The sequence below is a fragment of the Bacillus sp. 1780r2a1 genome (genome assembly GCA_024134725.1).
GTDB classification, from domain to species: domain Bacteria; phylum Bacillota; class Bacilli; order Bacillales; family Bacillaceae_H; genus Priestia; species Priestia aryabhattai_A.
Genome location: CP099863.1, coordinates 97,501 through 114,849, shown reverse-complemented (window position 1 = coordinate 114,849; position 17,349 = coordinate 97,501). Strand labels below are relative to the sequence as shown.

Here is a 17,349-nt window from a genome sequence, read left to right as displayed (position 1 = left end):
CACACACTTTCTTCCTGTGTCAATACAGGCTATGTGGTAATTTCACGGATTTCTAAGTAGCGCTCTAACTTACGCTTAACTCTTTGTAAAGCATTATCAATCGATTTTACGTGGCGGTTTAAATCTTCTGAGATTTCTTGATAAGAACGACCGTCTAAATACAATACTAATACTTTTCTTTCTAAATCACTCAAAAGTTCTGCCATCTTTAACTCGATATCATCGAACTTTTCTCTGTTAATCAAGAGTTCTTCCGGGTTCATGACCTTGGTTCCTGAAATAACATCTAGCAATGTTCGATCAGATTCCTCATCGTAAATAGGCTTGTCCAACGACACATAAGAATTTAGCGGAATATGCTTTTGTCTTGTAGCCGTTTTTATGGCTGTAATGATTTGCCTCGTAATACATAGTTCAGCAAATGCTTTAAATGAAGTAAGCTTATCTTCTCTAAAGTCACGAATAGCTTTATACAGCCCTATCATGCCTTCTTGAATAATATCTTCTCTATCTGCCCCTATTAAAAAGTACGACCGTGCCTTAGCTCGAACAAAATTCTTGTACTTGTGAATCAAATACTCTAATGCATCAATGTCACCTTTATGCACAAGCTCGACAACTTCTTCATCTTCTTGTTGTTCGAAATGAGCATGAAGTTTTCTCCCATAGTTATCGCCCATATCGATCCCCCTGACCGCACAGTAGATAGAAATATTATACAGTAGCTAATTCTTCACCGTCAACAGCGTCACTTCTCACCACGTCTCCATTTTTCGAAAATTTCAGCAACTCCGTCAGACAATTTAATCCTCGCCGCTGGTTTTTGCGTTTGAATGGACTTTACTTCAATTTTAATAAATCTTTCAATCTCTTGAATTTCATTATATAATTCCCGGGCTGATTTACGTAATGCTCCTTGACCAAATATCGCCCACTGTTCAGTAAAGTCTGATGTCGCAACATGAACCTGCGTGGCTACATTATTTAAATCTTGAGCCAGCTTTTCAATGTATTCATCAGCTGTTTCATTTTCACGTGTAAACACGACTTCAATTTTATAATTATGAGCTTTCTTTTCAATCCCTTGAACCATATGCGCATCAAATACCACAATGACACGGTAGCCTGTATAAGCTTGGTACTCGGCGAGCTTTTCAATAAGTAAATCTCGGGCTCCCGCTAAATCATGATCACGTAGATTCCGTAAGTTAGGCCATGCACCAATCATGTTATAACCATCTACTAATAAAATGTCCATTTTATCTTCCTAATGGGTGACGTTTACGATACACTTCATACATCAATAAACTTGCTGCTACTGATGCATTTAAAGATGTTACGTGACCAACCATTGGAAGCTTTACTAAAAAGTCACACTTTTCTCGAACAAGGCGACTCATTCCTTTACCTTCGCTTCCGATAACTAAAGCCAGTGGCATTGTACCATCTAAATTTCGGTAGTCATCACTTTCTTTTGCATCCGTACCAGCTACCCATACTCCTCTTTCTTTTAATTCATCAATGGTGCGAGCTAAGTTCGTTACGCGAGCAACTGGAATATGTTCAATAGCTCCTGTTGATGATTTAGCCACAGTTGATGTTAGCCCAACAGATCTACGCTTTGGAATAATAATGCCGTGAGCACCAACTGCATCCGCTGTTCTCATAATTGAACCTAGGTTGTGTGGATCTTCCAACTCATCTAGTATTAAGAAAAAAGGATCTTCATTTTTTTGTGCTGCTTTTTCAAACAGTTCATCAACTTCAGCATATGAATACGCCGCAACTAAAGCCAATACACCTTGATGTGTCCCCTGAACCATTTGTTCGATTTTCTTTTTAGGCACATACTGCACCAATACGCCATTTCGTTTAGCAAATTTTACAATCTCTCCCATAGAGCCACCCTGAGATCCTTCTGCAATCCATAGCTTGTTAATTTCTCTTTCTGATTTTAATGCTTCTAATACGGCATTTCGTCCGATAATATAATCTTGTTGCTGCATATTAATTTCCTCCCTCTCCTTCAAAGATGAAAGAGATTGCTTTTGTAATAATTTCATGAGCACGTTCATCGTTACCCAATAAATAATGGTAGCCAACTAACGCTTCAAATGCTGTGCTATAGCGATATGTTTGTACATCTGTGTTTTTAGGAACTGTTCCTGATTTTGCATTACGCCCTCTTCTTAGCACAGCTAGTTCTTCATCATCTAAAAAATCATTTTCTTTGAAATGATAGACAATTTGAGCCTGCGCTTTAGCAGACACATATTTTTTAGCTTTATTATGAAGTTGGTTAGGGCGCACTGTCCCTAACCCAAGCAAATGTTTACGAACATGTAAATCGAATACTGCATCACCCATATAAGCTAATGCTAGACTATTCAACTGCTTTACATCTAACTTCTTTTCAATCATCAAACAATCATCCTCTTTTCCAACGCGTTCCTTGAGCCGTATCCTCTAAAATAATATTTTTAGCTTTTAATTCGTCGCGAATTTGGTCAGCTAATTTAAAATCACGGTTTTTACGGGCATCAATTCGCTGTTGAATGAGATTTTCAATTTCCTCATCTACTAATTCTTGAGCACCAAATGTTAAGCCCAAAGCTCCACCTAACTGGTTAAATTCATTAATGAATGCTTCAATCACTTCTTTTGATGTCGTACTCTCAAGCAGATACACATTTGCTTGCTTAGCTAGTTCAAACAATACAGAGATAGCATTTGCTGTATTGAAGTCGTCATCCATTTCTTTGATAAAGCTGTTGTGAAGCTCATCAATTTTAGCTGCCCATTCAGAATTATCATCACTTAAGTCTGTGGCTGCATCCAAACGGTGCTTTAAATTCATATAAGCCGTTTGTAATCGTTCATATCCTTTGCGAGTATTCTCTAGAATTTCTTCGTTATAATTGATTGGATGACGGTAATGTACTGATAAAATAAAGAACCTTAGTAGTGATGGGTCATGCTTTTGAATAATGTCATGTACAAGTACAAAGTTACCTAATGACTTCGACATTTTTTCGTTATCAATATTAATATAACCATTATGCAACCAATATTTCGCAAATGTCTTACCCGTCAATGCTTCAGACTGCGCAATTTCATTTTCATGATGCGGAAACGATAAATCCTGACCACCGGCATGAATATCGATTGTATCCCCTAAGTATTTGCGAGCCATTGCTGAACACTCGATATGCCACCCTGGTCTTCCTTGTCCCCATGGGCTATCCCATGCAATTTCATCATTTTTTGCTGCTTTCCATAACGTAAAGTCTAACGGATCTTCTTTCTTTTCCCCAACTTCAATACGAGCACCTGATTGCAGCTCATCAATTGACTGGTGTGAAAGTTTGCCGTAACCTTCAAACTTTCTTGTGCGATAATAAACGTCTCCATCTGACTCATATGCATAGCCTTTTTTAACTAACTCATCAATAAAATCAATAATAATATCCATATTTTCCGTTACGCGAGGATGTATAGTCGCATGTTTGCAACCAAGTGCTGTCGTATCCTCAAAATAAGCGTTAATAAATCGTTCTGCAATCGTTGGTACATCTTCACCTAGCTCTTTAGCTGCTCGAATTAGCTTGTCATCAACGTCCGTGAAGTTTGAAACATATTGTACTTCATACCCTCTAAACTCTAGATAACGACGTACTGTATCGAATACAATAGCAGGTCTTGCGTTTCCAATATGAATATAGTTATAAACAGTTGGACCACAGACATACATTTTAACCTTGTTTTCTTCTAAAGGTGTAAACACTTCTTTTTGACGAGTTAATGTATTATATAGCTTAATTGTCATGATAAATCTTCCCTTCTTTGAGCTGCTTAATTTCTTGTTGTAGTTCACTTAATTGGTATTCAAGCTGCTTAAATCGTTCTGCATCTGGATCTGGTAAATCTTGATGATTTAAATCTTTAATACGAACCCCATTTTGAATGACGACTCGACCTGGAATTCCTACAACCGTTGAATTCTCAGGAACGTCATTTAAAACAACCGAACCAGCACCAATCTTTGAGTTCTCGTTAATGGTAATCGATCCTAAAACTTTAGCACCCGTGGCAATAAGAACGTGGTCTTTAATAGTTGGATGACGTTTTCCTTTCTCTTTTCCCGTACCACCTAAAGTTACTCCTTGATAAACCGTGACATTGTCTCCTATTTCACAAGTCTCTCCAATTACAATTCCCATTCCGTGGTCAATAAAAAAGCGTCGTCCTATTTTTGCCCCCGGATGAATTTCGATTCCTGTGAAGAAGCGACTGATTTGTGAAATTACACGTGCTAAAAAGAACCATTTGCGTTTAAACAACGCATGAGCTAAACGATGTGACCAGATAGCATGGAGCCCAGAATACGTTAAAATCACTTCAATGTAGCTCCTAGCAGCAGGGTCTTGTTCAAATATCACCTCAATATCCTCTTTTAACATCTTTATCACTTTCTCACCCCCCATTTTTTATAAAAAAAACGTCTCTGTGTCAACTGACACAGAGACGTTTCTTATACGCGGTTCCACTCTGCTTGAATGCAAATATGCACTCCAACTCATCTCGTGTAACGGCGATACCCGCTCCTGCTTACTAACCTCTGTTTTCAGCAAAAGTCTCTAAGGTGCATTTCAATAGGTATGAGCATGGATTACTTTCAGCCGATGGTAATCCTCTCTAAAAAAGCCATAACCTATTTACTTCTCCTTATCAACGATTTCAATATATATTAACTATATGGGTTTTAAATCAATTTGTTAACCAGAAACTTTTGCTAGACGAGCTAAAACTGTGTCTTTACCAAGTAGTGAAATAGCTTTTGGTAATTCTGGCCCATGTGTTTCACCCGTTGTAGCTACACGGATTGGCATAAATAGTTTCTTACCTTTGTGGCCTGTTGATTTTTGAACAGCTTTTGTTGCTGCTTTAATTTCTTCAGGACTAAATGTTTCCATTGCTTCAATTTCCGCTGCAAAAGCTTGTAGGACTTCGGGTACCTGCTCTTCTGCAAGTACAGCTTTCGCTTCTTCATTGTACTCAATTTCTGTTTTAAAGAACATTTCTGTTAGCTCCACGATTTCTGCACCGTAGCTCATTTGTTCTTGATAAAGGGCAATGAGTTCTTTTACCCACTTCGTTTGTTCTTCCGTCATTTGCTCTTCTACACGACCAGCTTTTACAAGGTGAGGAAGAGACAGGTCTACAACTTCATCTAAATCAAGCTGTTTCATATATTGATTGTTCATCCAACGAAGTTTATTCGTATCAAACAATGCTGGTGATTTAGATAAACGAGCAGGATCAAAAATTTCAATAAACTGCTCTTTTGAGAAGATTTCTTCTTCCCCTACAGGTGACCATCCAAGCATTGTAATAAAATTGAACAGAGCTTCAGGCAAGTAGCCTAATTCTTTATACTGCTCGATAAATTGGATAATAGACTCATCACGCTTACTTAGTTTGCGACGACTTTCATTTACAATCAATGTCATATGACCAAATACAGGTGGTTCCCAGCCTAACGCATTATAAATCATAATTTGTTTTGGTGTATTTGAGATATGATCGTCTCCACGTAAAACGTGCGTCATTTCCATTAAATGATCATCAACAGCTACAGCGTAGTTATAAGTTGGCGTACCATCTTTTTTCACGATAACATAGTCACCGATACCATCAGACTCGAATGCTACTTCATCTTTAACAATATCGTTGAACTTAACTATTGTACCCGTTGGAACTCGGAAGCGGATGCTTGGCTTACGACCTTCTGCCGCTAACTCTTTTTGTTGCTCTTCTGTTAAGTTACGGCATTTGCCTGAGTAGCGTGGCATTTGACCATTTTCAGTCTGTTCTTCACGTTCTTTTTCTAATTCTTCTTCTGTACAGTAGCAATAGTAAGCTGCACCTTTTTCTAATAGTTCGTCCGTATATTTTTGGTAAATTTCTGTGCGTTCGGATTGACGATAAGGACCGTATTTTCCACCGATATCAATACTTTCATCCCAATCAATACCTAACCACTTTAAATAGCGAAGCTGGCTTTCTTCTCCACCTTCAATGTTACGCTTTTGATCTGTATCTTCAATACGAATAATGAATTTACCGTTTTGATTGCGAGCAAATAAATAATTAAATAAAGCTGTTCGTGCGTTTCCGATATGAAGGTGCCCAGTTGGACTCGGTGCATAGCGAACGCGTACTTCTTTTGACATAAGTAGGATAACCTCCAGTTTATTTTACGTAGGTATGTAATTTATTATTTTTCGACATTGTTAATTTTATCACCAAATGTAATTCTGTTAAAGACTCTGGATTATTTTTGATATACTAACACCGCGGCTTGTGAAGCAATCCCTTCTTCACGGCCAGTAAAGCCTAGTTTTTCTGTCGTCGTTGCTTTAACATTAATCTGTGACACTTCAGCTTCTAATAATTCGGCAATACGCTCTCGAATTGGCTGGATGTACGGTGCCATCTTAGGCTTCTGTGCAATAATTGTACAATCTACATTGCTGAGTGCATAGCCTTCTTCTTTCACTAGTTTCCAAACATGTTGTAAAAGCTTAGCTGAATCTGCATCTTTAAACTCAGGATCAGTGTCTGGAAAATGCTTACCGATATCTCCTTGAGCTACTGCTCCTAACAGTGCATCTGCAATCGTATGTAGAAGTACGTCCGCATCAGAATGGCCTAGTAACCCTCTCTCATATGGGATTTCAATTCCTCCAATAATTAGTGGACGTCCTGTTGCAAATTGATGAACGTCAAACCCTTGCCCAACACGTATATTCATTTCCTTCACCTCTTAGTTGTTTTGTTCCAACTTTGTTAAAATAGCTTCTGCATAAATCAAATCTTCTGGTGTTGTTAATTTTATATTATCGTAGTCTCCTTGTACAATCGCGACTTTCTGCCCTAACTGTTCCACTAAGCTTGCATCATCTGTTCCTAGATAGCCAGTTTCTTTCGCTAAATGATGAGCTTTTTGAATCGTAGACGAAAGAAAAGCTTGTGGGGTTTGAATAGACCACAAGCTAGAGCGTTCAATCGTTTCCACTACGATGTTGTTTTCTACTTTCTTAATCGTCTCTTTAACAGGAACGCCTAAGGTTGCCGCTTCTTTAAGTGCTGCTTCTTGTACAAGTTTGTGGATGTGGTGATGTTTCACAAATGGCCTAGCACCGTCATGGATAAGAACCACTTTGGAAAGCTTAAGGGCTTTCAATCCATTATACACGCTATGCTGACGTTCTTGACCACCCGATACCACTGACTTAACTTTACGCATCGGATATTGCTCTAAAAGTGATGTAATATCCTCTAGTTCTTGGTCATTGATAACTAAAATAATGCTGTTACATGTATGATCAGTTTCAAATATATTTAGTGTATGAACAAGAAGAGGTACGTCTCGAATTAATAAGAACTGCTTATTGCGCCCTGCTTTCATCCGCTTACCTTGTCCTGCTGCTAAAACAATTACATCGTATTGCATGTTCCTTCTCCCTTATAGCTGAAAATTAGAGGGCTTTTTCTAAGAGCTTAGGCTTAGCAAAAATCATTCGACCAGCTGATGTTTGGAGCACGCTTGTCACAAGCACATCAATTTGCTTGCCTATATAGTTGCGGCCTTCCTCTACAACAATCATTGTACCATCGTCTAAGTAGGCAATACCTTGATTATGTTCCTTACCATCCTTAATGACAAGTACATTCATTTCTTCTCCTGGTAAAACAATTGGTTTGACGGCGTTTGCTAAGTCATTAATATTTAAAACCCCTACATTTTGCAGTTCGCATACTTTGTTTAAGTTAAAATCATTTGTTACAACGAGGCCTGAAGTAACTTTTGCTAACTTTACAAGTTTACTATCCACCTCTTGAATGTCTTCAAAGTCACCCTCGTAAATCTCTACCTTCATAGACAATTCTTTTTGAATTCGATTTAAGATATCAAGACCTCGACGACCTCTATTGCGCTTTAAAACATCTGATGAATCTGCGATATGCTGAAGCTCTTCTAATACAAAGCGAGGAATTACAATCGTTCCATCTAAAAAGCCAGTTTGACATATATCTGCAATGCGTCCATCGATAATAACGCTTGTATCTAAAATCTTTAAAGATTGCAAGGATTGATTATTCTCTTGCTCTTCTTCCGAGCCTTTTTTCTTACCAATACGAGTAGGCATTGAAAAAACATTAACCAACTCATCTCTCTTTTTAAACCCTACTTGAAAGCCTAAGTAACCTAACAAAATACTTAAGAAGATTGGTAAAACTGTACTAACTACTTGTAGCTGAATTTTCCCTAGGAACGTACCAACTAAATAGGCCACAATTAAGCCTAATATTAAGCCTAAACTCCCAAATAAAACATCTGTTACTGGTGCCTTTACAAGAGACTCTTCAATGCGGCGAATGAAGCCTACAACATAATCTACTAGCCAGAATGTTATCACATAAAAGAGAATTGCACCTAAAGGGGCGTGAATGTATGACTTGTCTAGTAATGCAATATCTTTTAGACTTAATAATTCAATAAGTTCTGGAATAAGAAAGATTCCTAATGTACCACCTGTTATGATAAAAAACAATTGAACAAAACGCTTTAACACGCCTTCACCTCCCTTTATCATTATAAACAGTTTACAATGATTGAAACCTTTTATTTAATTGAAAACATAATTTGTAAACAAAATGTCACTCTTTTAGTATTTTCACAATATCCTAATCAAGATTAAAAAGTCAATTAATATCCTAGAGCTGACGGTTTAGCAAATGTTGTTCCTTGAGACGCTTTAATCCTTGTTGAATTTTACGAGCACGTATTTCACCTATACCCTCTACCTCATCAAGCTCCTGAACGGTTGCATCCGTAATAGATTTGAGGTCACCTAGTTCTTCAATTAAGTTCTCAATAATAATAGACGGTAGTCGCGGGATTTTATGAAGCATTCGATACCCTCTCGGAACAACTCCCTCTTCAAAGCTCGTATAGATTGGGTACCCCATTAGTCTTAAGAGAGTTTGATCATCTAATAACACGTTATTAGATGGTTGCTGCATCTTTTCAATTACTTTTGTTGGCTCTACGCTTGTATCATACATATAATCTTTCATTAATAGAATTGCTTCTTCTTCTAGGTGAGACAGCAATTCATTCATCTGAAGACGAATTAACCTTCCTTCGGTTCCTAACTCACTAATATAACTTAAGATTTCGTTTTTAATTCGCAATACCATTTCAATGCGATGCAAAGATTGCAAAACGTCTGTATGAGTTACTTGTTCTTCAAACTCTAAAGCACTTAGGCTATTAATGGACTCATCTAAAACTGCTTTATATTTCTCCAAGGTACCAAGTGCTTGGTTTGCTTTTGCTAAAATAACACTAATATCTTTAAGTACATATTGAGACGACCCTTTATACAGCGTAATAACATTTCGACGCTGTGAAATAGCAATAACCAATACTCCTGACTGCTTCGCAACCCGCTCTGCTGTACGATGTCGCATACCGGTTTGTGAAGAAGGAGTAGAAGGATCAGGCATTAATTGAGCATTTGCGAACAAGATCTTACTACCACTATCATTTAAAATAAGTGCTCCGTCCATTTTAGCCAACTCATACAAATGAGCTGGTGTAAATGCACAGTTAATTGAAAACCCTCCGTCTACCATCTTTTTCACTTGATCATTGTATCCAATTACGATTAACCCTCCAGTCTTAGCTCTTAACACATTTTCAATACCATCGCGAAAAGGGGTTCCAGGAGCCACAAATTCTAAAATATCAGAGATTTGCTTTTGCTCTGTTGTCTTTTCATCATTCATCCGTTTTAACCTCCTAACGTGTACTGTAACGCTTCTGACACAGTGGACACCCCTACTACGTCAATGCCTTCTGGTATTTTCCAACCACCTAAGTTTTTTTCAGGAACAATGATTCGCTTAAACCCTAACTTTACAGCTTCTTGTACTCGTTGTTCAATTCGAGACACTCTTCGAACTTCACCTGTTAACCCAACCTCTCCTACTACTACATCTGTAGGATTTGAAGGTGCATCTTTAAAACTAGATGCAATGCTAACTGCAACCGCCAAATCAATAGCCGGCTCATCTAACTTTACTCCACCTGCTACTTTTAAGTATGCATCTTGATTTTGCAAAAGCAGTCCTACTCGCTTTTCTAATACCGCCATAATAAGCGATACACGGTTATGATCAAGCCCTGTGGACATCCTCCTAGGATTTCCAAAACTTGTTGGACTAATCAGTGCCTGTAACTCTACCAATACAGGACGAGTCCCCTCCATCGAAGCCACAACTACAGAACCGGCTGCACCTTGAGAGCGTTCTTCTAAAAAGATTTCAGATGGATTGAGCACTTCTTCCAAACCACTTTCCTTCATTTCAAAAATACCCATTTCGTTTGTTGAACCAAAGCGATTTTTTACTGCTCTTAAAATTCGATACGTATGGTGACGTTCTCCTTCAAAATACAAAACACTGTCTACCATATGTTCAAGTAACCTTGGACCGGCAATAGCTCCTTCTTTGGTAACATGACCTACAATAAAAATGGCGATGCCGTTTGTTTTTGCAATTCGCATTAACTCAGCAGTACACTCACGTACTTGAGAAACGCTTCCTGGCGCTGACGTAACGTCACCGTGATAAATTGTTTGAATTGAATCAATAATCACAAGTTCTGGATTCATACTTGAGATAGCTTCTGTAATTGACTCTAAGTTTGTTTCTGCATGCACATACAAATCTTCCGCTTTAATACCTAAGCGATCGGCTCTTAGCTTTGTTTGCTTTGTTGACTCCTCACCAGATATATAAAGCACTTTATGCTTATTCATAGCTAACTGAGCTGACGTTTGGAGCAATAAAGTTGACTTACCTATACCAGGATCTCCTCCAATTAAGACTAGTGATCCTCTGACAATTCCTCCGCCTAAAACACGGTTTAATTCAGGCGATTTTGTATATATCCTTGGTTCAGTCGTTGATTCAATACTTGTAATAGATTGAGGCTTTTGCACCTTTGTAGAAGTTGCGCCAGAAAAAGCTCCTCCTCGCCTTGAAGACTTTGTCTCTTCAATTTCTTCTACCATCGAATTCCAACTGCCACACCCAGGACACTTTCCCATCCATTTAGCCGATTCATATCCACAATGTTGGCATGAAAATTTTGTTTTTCTTTTACTCATTATTTAGTATATTCTCCTCGTTCTTTATAAAAGTCCTTGATGCTATTGTACACTATCTTTATATGGTAAATAAAAATGGAGGCATACGTATTTTGTCGTATGCCCCACATGTTCTTAACTCTTTAGCTAATGCTGCTCGGTGAAGAAGATTTAACAGTAAAGTTTTCACCTTCTACATCTAACGTTACCTTTTGACCTTTTTGAATTACGCCTCTTAGTAACTCTTCAGATAAACGATCTTCAACATGCTTTTGAATTGCTCGACGTAAAGGACGCGCCCCATACTCTGGATCAAAGCCTTCTTCTGCAATCTTATCAATTGCTGCAGTCGTTAATTCCAACTCAATTTCTTGTTCTTTTAAGCGTCTAGTTAATTGATCAGCCATTAGCTTCACAATTTCAGCTAGGTGTGGTTTCTCTAACGAATGGAAGACAATAATCTCGTCGATACGGTTAAGAAACTCTGGGCGGAAAGCACGTTTCATCTCACTCATTACTTTCCCTTTCATATCTTTATAGTCCTGACCCTCTGCTTCAACCGTAAATCCAAGGTGCTTGCTACGTTTTAACGTATCTGCACCAACATTTGAAGTCATGATTAAAATTGTATTTCGGAAGTCTACTGTACGACCTTTTGAATCAGTTAAGCGGCCGTCTTCTAGCACTTGTAATAGGATGTTAAATACATCCGGATGTGCTTTTTCAATCTCATCTAACAGTACAACAGAATACGGCTTTCTTCTAACTTTCTCAGTTAACTGTCCACCTTCATCATATCCAACGTAACCTGGAGGAGACCCTACTAAACGAGAAGTAGAATGCTTTTCCATGTACTCTGACATATCAATGCGAATCATCGCATCTTCGTCACCAAACATTGATTCAGCTAAAGCCCTAGCAAGTTCTGTTTTACCTACACCCGTTGGTCCTAAGAAAATAAATGAACCGATTGGACGCTTTGGATCTTTCAAGCCTGCTCTTGCACGACGAACAGCTTTTGCCACTGCTTTTACAGCTTCTTCTTGGCCAATAACACGAGAGTGTAAAATCTCTTCCATGTTTAGCAAGCGCTCTGATTCTTCCTGAGCTAATTTTGAAACTGGTACCCCAGTCCAGCTAGATACAACCATCGCAATATCTTCTACCGTAACAGCTGAATTTTCTTTACCTTGCTCTTGTTTCCAAGCTTTTTTTGTTTCTTCTAATTCTTCTCTTAAGCGTTGCTCTGTATCACGTAATGATGCTGCTTTTTCAAATTCTTGACTTTGAACAGAAGCATCTTTTTCATTTCGAATAGATTCTAACTTTTGTTCTAACTCTTTTAAGTTAGGTGGCGTCGTAAATGAACGTAAACGAACCTTTGAACCAGCTTCATCAATTAAATCAATTGCTTTATCCGGTAAAAAGCGATCTGAAATATAACGATCGGATAACTTTACTGCCTGTTCAATAGCTTCATCAGAAATCGATACACGGTGATGAGCTTCATAACGATCCCTTAAACCTTTTAAAATTTGAATAGATTCATCTAGAGTTGGCTCATCAACTTGAATTGGTTGGAAGCGTCGCTCTAAAGCTGCATCTTTTTCAATATATTTTCGATATTCATCGAGAGTAGTAGCACCAATACATTGTAATTCACCACGTGCTAAGGATGGTTTTAAAATGTTTGAAGCATCAATTGCTCCTTCTGCACCACCAGCACCAATTAGTGTATGCAACTCATCGATAAATAGAATGATATTACCAGCTTGACGAATTTCGTCCATTACTTTTTTCAAACGATCTTCAAATTCACCACGATATTTTGTTCCAGCAACTACTGTTCCCATATCTAAAGTCATAACGCGCTTATCTCGAAGAATTTCCGGTACTTCGTTATTAACAATTTGCTGGGCTAACCCTTCTGCAATGGCTGTTTTACCTACACCTGGTTCACCGATAAGAACCGGGTTATTCTTTGTACGACGACTTAACACTTCAATAACACGTTGAATTTCTTTACTACGCCCAATAACTGGATCTAGACTTCCTTCACGTGCTACCACTGTTAGATCACGAGCTAAACTATCAAGAGTTGGTGTATTTGCATTTGAAGTTCCACCACCTTGATGGCTAGAAGCAGCTTCGTTACTACCCAATAAGTGTAATACTTGTTGACGAGCTTTATTTAAGCTCACTCCTAAATTATTAAGTACGCGAGCTGCTACACCCTCGCCTTCACGAATCAAACCAAGTAAAATATGCTCAGTTCCTACATATGAATGACCTAGTTTTCTTGCTTCATCCATTGAAAGTTCAATTACCTTTTTAGCGCGAGGCGTATAATGAATTGTTTGAGTTAACTCTTGACCTCTTCCGATAAGCGCTTCAACTTCTTTTTGAATTTTTTCAGTACTTAATCCTAGTGCAGATAGTGCCTTTGCAGCAATACCTTCACCTTCACGCACAATACCTAATAAAATATGCTCAGTTCCAATATTGTTATGTCCAAGTCGTAAAGCTTCTTCTTGTGCTAACGCTAATACTTTCTGTGCACGCTCTGTAAATCTTCCAAACATCATACGGCTGTCACCCTCCACGTTTAATCTATATTTTTAATATTGCTAAGGCGATCTCTAATTAAGGTAGCTCTCTTAACATCTCGCTCATGGGCATCTAATGCTGAGCCTGAATACTTTTGTAAAAAGCCTGGCTGCGTCATTATAATAAGTTCATTTAGAATATTTCTAGGTATGTCTGTTATATACCCCAAGTCGATTCCTAACCGAACATCTGACAAGCATTGAGACGCTTCTTTAGATTCAATTATGCGACTATGAGCTAATACTCCATATGATCGATGAACACGATCTTCTAATTCTAAATGAGATGTTTTAAATAATGCATCTCTTGCAGATTTTTCTTGAGCAATTAACTGTGTTACAACGCTATTCAAGTCTGATACAATATCAGCTTCAGATTTTCCTAGCGTAATTTGGTTAGAAACTTGAAAGATATTACCTAGTGCTTCGCTACCCTCTCCATAAATTCCTCTTACAACTAAACCTAATTGATTAATCGCAGGAATAATTCGATGAATTTGACGAGTCATAACCAACGCAGGCATATGCATCATAACCGAAGCACGAAGTCCTGTACCAACATTCGTGGGACAGCTCGTTAAGTAACCTCTTTGTTCATCAAAAGCGTAATCTACACGATTTTCAATCAAATTATCTACTTCATTAGCTCGTTCCAATGCTTCAGATAATTGAAGGCCTGGAAATAAACATTGTATGCGTAAATGATCTTCTTCATTAACCATAATACTTAAATCTTCTTGTTTTGATAAATAACAAGCTCCTGCATTAGATTCAGCTAATTGAGGGCTAATTAAATGCTTCTCTACTAATACTCGTTTCTCTAGTGACTTTAATTCACTCATTTTTAAAGAAGATAACTCAAAATCTTCCGCTTTTCTTATTTCTTCAAATACTTGATCAAAATCGTTTACAATTTCATCAGCTTTTTCTTTTGCTAACATTGTAGGAAAAAGAAAATTTGTTAAGTTTCTAGCTAGACGAATTCTGCTGCTTAGTACAATATCAGAGTCCGGTGCTTCTTGTTTCATCCAAGAGCTTACGGGATTTGTGAAGAATAGTTCAGACATTCGGCTATGTCTCCTTTCCCGTAGATTCATTAATTTTTTTCTCTAATAGGCGGATTTCATCTCGAAGCTCTGCAGCCTTTTCGAATTCCTCTTTTTCAATATACTCCTTTAAATTCAATCTCAGAGCCTGTAATTCCTTTTTTAAATGAAGATTACTTCCAATTCTCTTTGGAATTTTACCATGATGTAAATAATTCCCCCCATGTAATCTCTTTAAAAACGGAACAAGTGGTTGTTCAAAAGTTTCATAACAATTCGAACAGCCAAAACGACCTACTTTAGAAAATTGATGATACGTCATTCCGCATGTAGGGCAACGTAGTGGTTCTTTTTTAATTGTATTCGGACCTGTAGCAGAAGGTTCAAAATTTAATAGTCCTGCTAATAGACTATTAATTGAAAAGCCTTGCTGAGATGATATAGAAAATACATCTCCACTCTCTGCAGCGCATTGTTCGCAAAGGTGTACTTCTGTCTTATTCCCATTCACTACATTTGTAAAGTGAAGTGTTGCAGGTCGAATCTCACATTGCTGACAAATCATGCAATCATCTCTCCCTGTCTACATAAAATCAATTCAATTAGCGATACCTCAATGAATTTAACATAGCTTTTAGTAACTTGGCTCGAAGTTCATCACGATATGGTAGCTCAAGATCAATAACGGATCGATGAATTACGCTAAGCATTATCTTAGCTTCTCGCTCTGTAATGACCTTTTCTCCAACTAACCTGAAAATGACGCTTTCAGCATAGGACTGTGAAATTTGTGATTCGATAAGATCAATGACTTGTTGAAATAAATGAGAAGCATTATGAGTTCGGACTTTAGCAATTCTAATAAAGCCGCCTCCACCTCTTTTACTCTCAACCACATAACCTCTTTCAATTGTAAAGCGAGTATTAATAACGTAGTTGATTTGAGACGGAACACATTGAAACTTATCGGCGATTTCGCTACGTTTAATCTCCACAATTTCTCTGTCACTTAATTCAAGCACTTCTTTTAAATACTGTTCAATGATGTCAGAGATATTTGGCACATTGCACCCTCCTTCTGACTTTGACTATATTTGACCTTATTAAGTTAAATATAAAAGGAAATGAAAGAAATTTCAACTATGTAGTTTGATAAGTTTTGTCTTACTTTTATGGTTTCCACTAAAATAGGGTTCAAAACGTAATTTATTGAAATTAATGAGAAATAAAAAAAGGATTAGCTATAAGCTAATCCTTTTAAATGTGCCTGGCAACGTCCTACTCTCACAGGGACAAAGTCCCAACTACCATCGGCGCTAGAGAACTTAACTTCCGTGTTCGGCATGGGAACGAGTGTGACCTCTCTGCTATCGCCACCAGACATGAATTGAGATTATTCTCTCAAAACTAGATAACATTTTGCTGAGTACTAAGTTTACTGTCTAGCTACGGCTCCTAATTGTTCGGTCGTTTCACTTCTGTTATTGAAACCAAAGAGCGGTTTCCCTATCAGAAGCTCCAACGCCTTTCACAATTGAACAGTCGCCTTCGCTTTTCTAATTTGGTTAAGTCCTCGATCGATTAGTATCAGTCAGCTACACACGTCGCCGTGCTTCCACCTCTGACCTATCAACCTGATCATCTTTCAGGGATCTTACTAGCTTGCGCTATGGGAAATCTCATCTTGAGGGGGGCTTCATGCTTAGATGCTTTCAGCACTTATCCCGTCCACACATAGCTACCCAGCGATGCCTTTGGCAAGACAACTGGTACACCAGCGGTGTGTCCATCCCGGTCCTCTCGTACTAAGGACAGCTCCTCTCAAATTTCCTACGCCCACGACGGATAGGGACCGAACTGTCTCACGACGTTCTGAACCCAGCTCGCGTACCGCTTTAATGGGCGAACAGCCCAACCCTTGGGACCGACTACAGCCCCAGGATGCGATGAGCCGACATCGAGGTGCCAAACCTCCCCGTCGATGTGGACTCTTGGGGGAGATAAGCCTGTTATCCCCGGGGTAGCTTTTATCCGTTGAGCGATGGCCCTTCCATGCGGAACCACCGGATCACTAAGCCCGACTTTCGTCCCTGCTCGACTTGTAGGTCTCGCAGTCAAGCTCCCTTGTGCCTTTACACTCTACGAATGATTTCCAACCATTCTGAGGGAACCTTTGGGCGCCTCCGTTACTCTTTAGGAGGCGACCGCCCCAGTCAAACTGCCCACCTGACACTGTCTCCCAGCCCGATCAGGGCTGCGGGTTAGAATTTCAATACAACCAGGGTAGTATCCCACCGACGCCTCCACCGAAGCTAGCGCTCCGGCTTCTCAGGCTCCTACCTATCCTGTACAAGCTGTACCAAAATTCAATATCAGGCTACAGTAAAGCTCCACGGGGTCTTTCCGTCCTGTCGCGGGTAACCTGCATCTTCACAGGTACTATAATTTCACCGAGTCTCTCGTTGAGACAGTGCC

16 protein-coding genes, 2 rRNA genes and 1 other annotated feature (1 of these 19 only partly in view) are annotated in these 17,349 nt (G+C 38.7%); all 18 genes read right to left on the bottom strand.

What is annotated here, in order from left to right:
• Window positions 1–29: 29 nt before the first annotated feature.
• A complete protein-coding gene (gene sigH, locus NIZ91_00600) occupies window positions 30–680 on the bottom strand; it encodes an RNA polymerase sporulation sigma factor SigH (protein ID USY55256.1) in 651 nt (216 codons plus the stop codon).
• A gap of 68 nt (window positions 681–748) precedes the next feature.
• A complete protein-coding gene (locus NIZ91_00595; GenBank protein ID USY55255.1) occupies window positions 749–1,258 on the bottom strand; it encodes an NYN domain-containing protein in 510 nt (169 codons plus the stop codon).
• A 1-nt stretch (window position 1,259) separates the two neighbouring features.
• Window positions 1,260–2,006, bottom strand: coding sequence for a 23S rRNA (guanosine(2251)-2'-O)-methyltransferase RlmB (gene rlmB / locus NIZ91_00590; protein USY55254.1), 747 nt, complete (start codon window positions 2,004–2,006; stop codon window positions 1,260–1,262).
• Window position 2,007: 1 nt separating this feature from the next.
• On the bottom strand, window positions 2,008–2,421 hold the full coding sequence (locus NIZ91_00585) for a Mini-ribonuclease 3 (protein ID USY55253.1): 414 nt from the start codon (window positions 2,419–2,421) through the stop codon (window positions 2,008–2,010).
• Window positions 2,422–2,428: 7 nt separating this feature from the next.
• Window positions 2,429–3,826 (bottom strand): cysteine--tRNA ligase, encoded by a 1,398-nt coding sequence (cysS, locus tag NIZ91_00580; protein ID USY55252.1) that lies wholly within the window; start codon window positions 3,824–3,826, stop codon window positions 2,429–2,431.
• On the bottom strand, window positions 3,816–4,484 hold the full coding sequence (gene cysE / locus NIZ91_00575; protein ID USY55251.1) for a serine O-acetyltransferase: 669 nt from the start codon (window positions 4,482–4,484) through the stop codon (window positions 3,816–3,818). Before cysE ends, cysS begins: the two co-directional genes overlap by 11 nt.
• 33 nt (window positions 4,485–4,517) lie before the next feature.
• Window positions 4,518–4,741 (bottom strand) — a binding site (T-box leader).
• A 34-nt stretch (window positions 4,742–4,775) separates the two neighbouring features.
• Window positions 4,776–6,233, bottom strand: coding sequence for a glutamate--tRNA ligase (gltX, locus tag NIZ91_00570; GenBank protein ID USY55250.1), 1,458 nt, complete (start codon window positions 6,231–6,233; stop codon window positions 4,776–4,778).
• Window positions 6,234–6,334: 101 nt separating this feature from the next.
• The gene (ispF, locus tag NIZ91_00565; protein USY55249.1) at window positions 6,335–6,814 is read right to left on the bottom strand and encodes a 2-C-methyl-D-erythritol 2,4-cyclodiphosphate synthase; all 480 of its coding nucleotides are present in this window, start codon (window positions 6,812–6,814) and stop codon (window positions 6,335–6,337) included.
• Window positions 6,815–6,826: 12 nt separating this feature from the next.
• The gene (ispD, locus tag NIZ91_00560) at window positions 6,827–7,516 is read right to left on the bottom strand and encodes a 2-C-methyl-D-erythritol 4-phosphate cytidylyltransferase (protein USY55248.1); all 690 of its coding nucleotides are present in this window, start codon (window positions 7,514–7,516) and stop codon (window positions 6,827–6,829) included.
• A 25-nt stretch (window positions 7,517–7,541) separates the two neighbouring features.
• Complete coding sequence (locus tag NIZ91_00555; protein USY55247.1) at window positions 7,542–8,639, bottom strand: PIN/TRAM domain-containing protein; 1,098 nt, start codon at window positions 8,637–8,639, stop codon at window positions 7,542–7,544.
• A 142-nt stretch (window positions 8,640–8,781) separates the two neighbouring features.
• A complete protein-coding gene (gene disA / locus NIZ91_00550; protein ID USY55246.1) occupies window positions 8,782–9,858 on the bottom strand; it encodes a DNA integrity scanning diadenylate cyclase DisA in 1,077 nt (358 codons plus the stop codon).
• Window positions 9,859–9,863: 5 nt separating this feature from the next.
• A complete protein-coding gene (gene radA, locus NIZ91_00545; protein ID USY55245.1) occupies window positions 9,864–11,243 on the bottom strand; it encodes a DNA repair protein RadA in 1,380 nt (459 codons plus the stop codon).
• A 122-nt stretch (window positions 11,244–11,365) separates the two neighbouring features.
• A complete protein-coding gene (clpC, locus tag NIZ91_00540; protein ID USY55244.1) occupies window positions 11,366–13,807 on the bottom strand; it encodes an ATP-dependent protease ATP-binding subunit ClpC in 2,442 nt (813 codons plus the stop codon).
• A 20-nt stretch (window positions 13,808–13,827) separates the two neighbouring features.
• The gene (locus tag NIZ91_00535) at window positions 13,828–14,895 is read right to left on the bottom strand and encodes a protein arginine kinase (protein USY55243.1); all 1,068 of its coding nucleotides are present in this window, start codon (window positions 14,893–14,895) and stop codon (window positions 13,828–13,830) included.
• 4 nt (window positions 14,896–14,899) lie between these two features.
• Window positions 14,900–15,439 (bottom strand): UvrB/UvrC motif-containing protein, encoded by a 540-nt coding sequence (locus NIZ91_00530; protein USY55242.1) that lies wholly within the window; start codon window positions 15,437–15,439, stop codon window positions 14,900–14,902.
• A 37-nt stretch (window positions 15,440–15,476) separates the two neighbouring features.
• Entirely contained in the window at window positions 15,477–15,938 is a 462-nt protein-coding gene (locus tag NIZ91_00525; GenBank protein ID USY55241.1) for a CtsR family transcriptional regulator, read from the bottom strand.
• A 201-nt stretch (window positions 15,939–16,139) separates the two neighbouring features.
• Window positions 16,140–16,255: ribosomal RNA gene (gene rrf, locus NIZ91_00520) — 5S ribosomal RNA — on the bottom strand.
• Between the two features lie 180 nt (window positions 16,256–16,435).
• Window positions 16,436–17,349 (bottom strand): 23S ribosomal RNA (locus NIZ91_00515) (it continues 2,021 nt past the right edge of the window).

Excerpts from the sequence above, each read along its gene's own strand:
- sigH (USY55256.1), bottom strand. The coding sequence starts at position 680 with ATGGGCGATAACTATGGGAGAAAACTTCATGCTCATTTCGAACAACAA.
- NIZ91_00595 (USY55255.1), bottom strand. The coding sequence starts at position 1,258 with ATGGACATTTTATTAGTAGATGGTTATAACATGATTGGTGCATGGCCT.
- rlmB (USY55254.1), bottom strand. The coding sequence starts at position 2,006 with ATGCAGCAACAAGATTATATTATCGGACGAAATGCCGTATTAGAAGCA.
- NIZ91_00585 (USY55253.1), bottom strand. The coding sequence starts at position 2,421 with ATGATTGAAAAGAAGTTAGATGTAAAGCAGTTGAATAGTCTAGCATTA.
- cysS (USY55252.1), bottom strand. The coding sequence starts at position 3,826 with ATGACAATTAAGCTATATAATACATTAACTCGTCAAAAAGAAGTGTTT.
- cysE (USY55251.1), bottom strand. The coding sequence starts at position 4,484 with ATGGGGGGTGAGAAAGTGATAAAGATGTTAAAAGAGGATATTGAGGTG.
- gltX (USY55250.1), bottom strand. The coding sequence starts at position 6,233 with ATGTCAAAAGAAGTACGCGTTCGCTATGCACCGAGTCCAACTGGGCAC.
- ispF (USY55249.1), bottom strand. The coding sequence starts at position 6,814 with ATGAATATACGTGTTGGGCAAGGGTTTGACGTTCATCAATTTGCAACA.
- ispD (USY55248.1), bottom strand. The coding sequence starts at position 7,516 with ATGCAATACGATGTAATTGTTTTAGCAGCAGGACAAGGTAAGCGGATG.
- disA (USY55246.1), bottom strand. The coding sequence starts at position 9,858 with ATGAATGATGAAAAGACAACAGAGCAAAAGCAAATCTCTGATATTTTA.
- radA (USY55245.1), bottom strand. The coding sequence starts at position 11,243 with ATGAGTAAAAGAAAAACAAAATTTTCATGCCAACATTGTGGATATGAA.
- clpC (USY55244.1), bottom strand. The coding sequence starts at position 13,807 with ATGATGTTTGGAAGATTTACAGAGCGTGCACAGAAAGTATTAGCGTTA.
- NIZ91_00535 (USY55243.1), bottom strand. The coding sequence starts at position 14,895 with ATGTCTGAACTATTCTTCACAAATCCCGTAAGCTCTTGGATGAAACAA.
- NIZ91_00530 (USY55242.1), bottom strand. The coding sequence starts at position 15,439 with ATGATTTGTCAGCAATGTGAGATTCGACCTGCAACACTTCACTTTACA.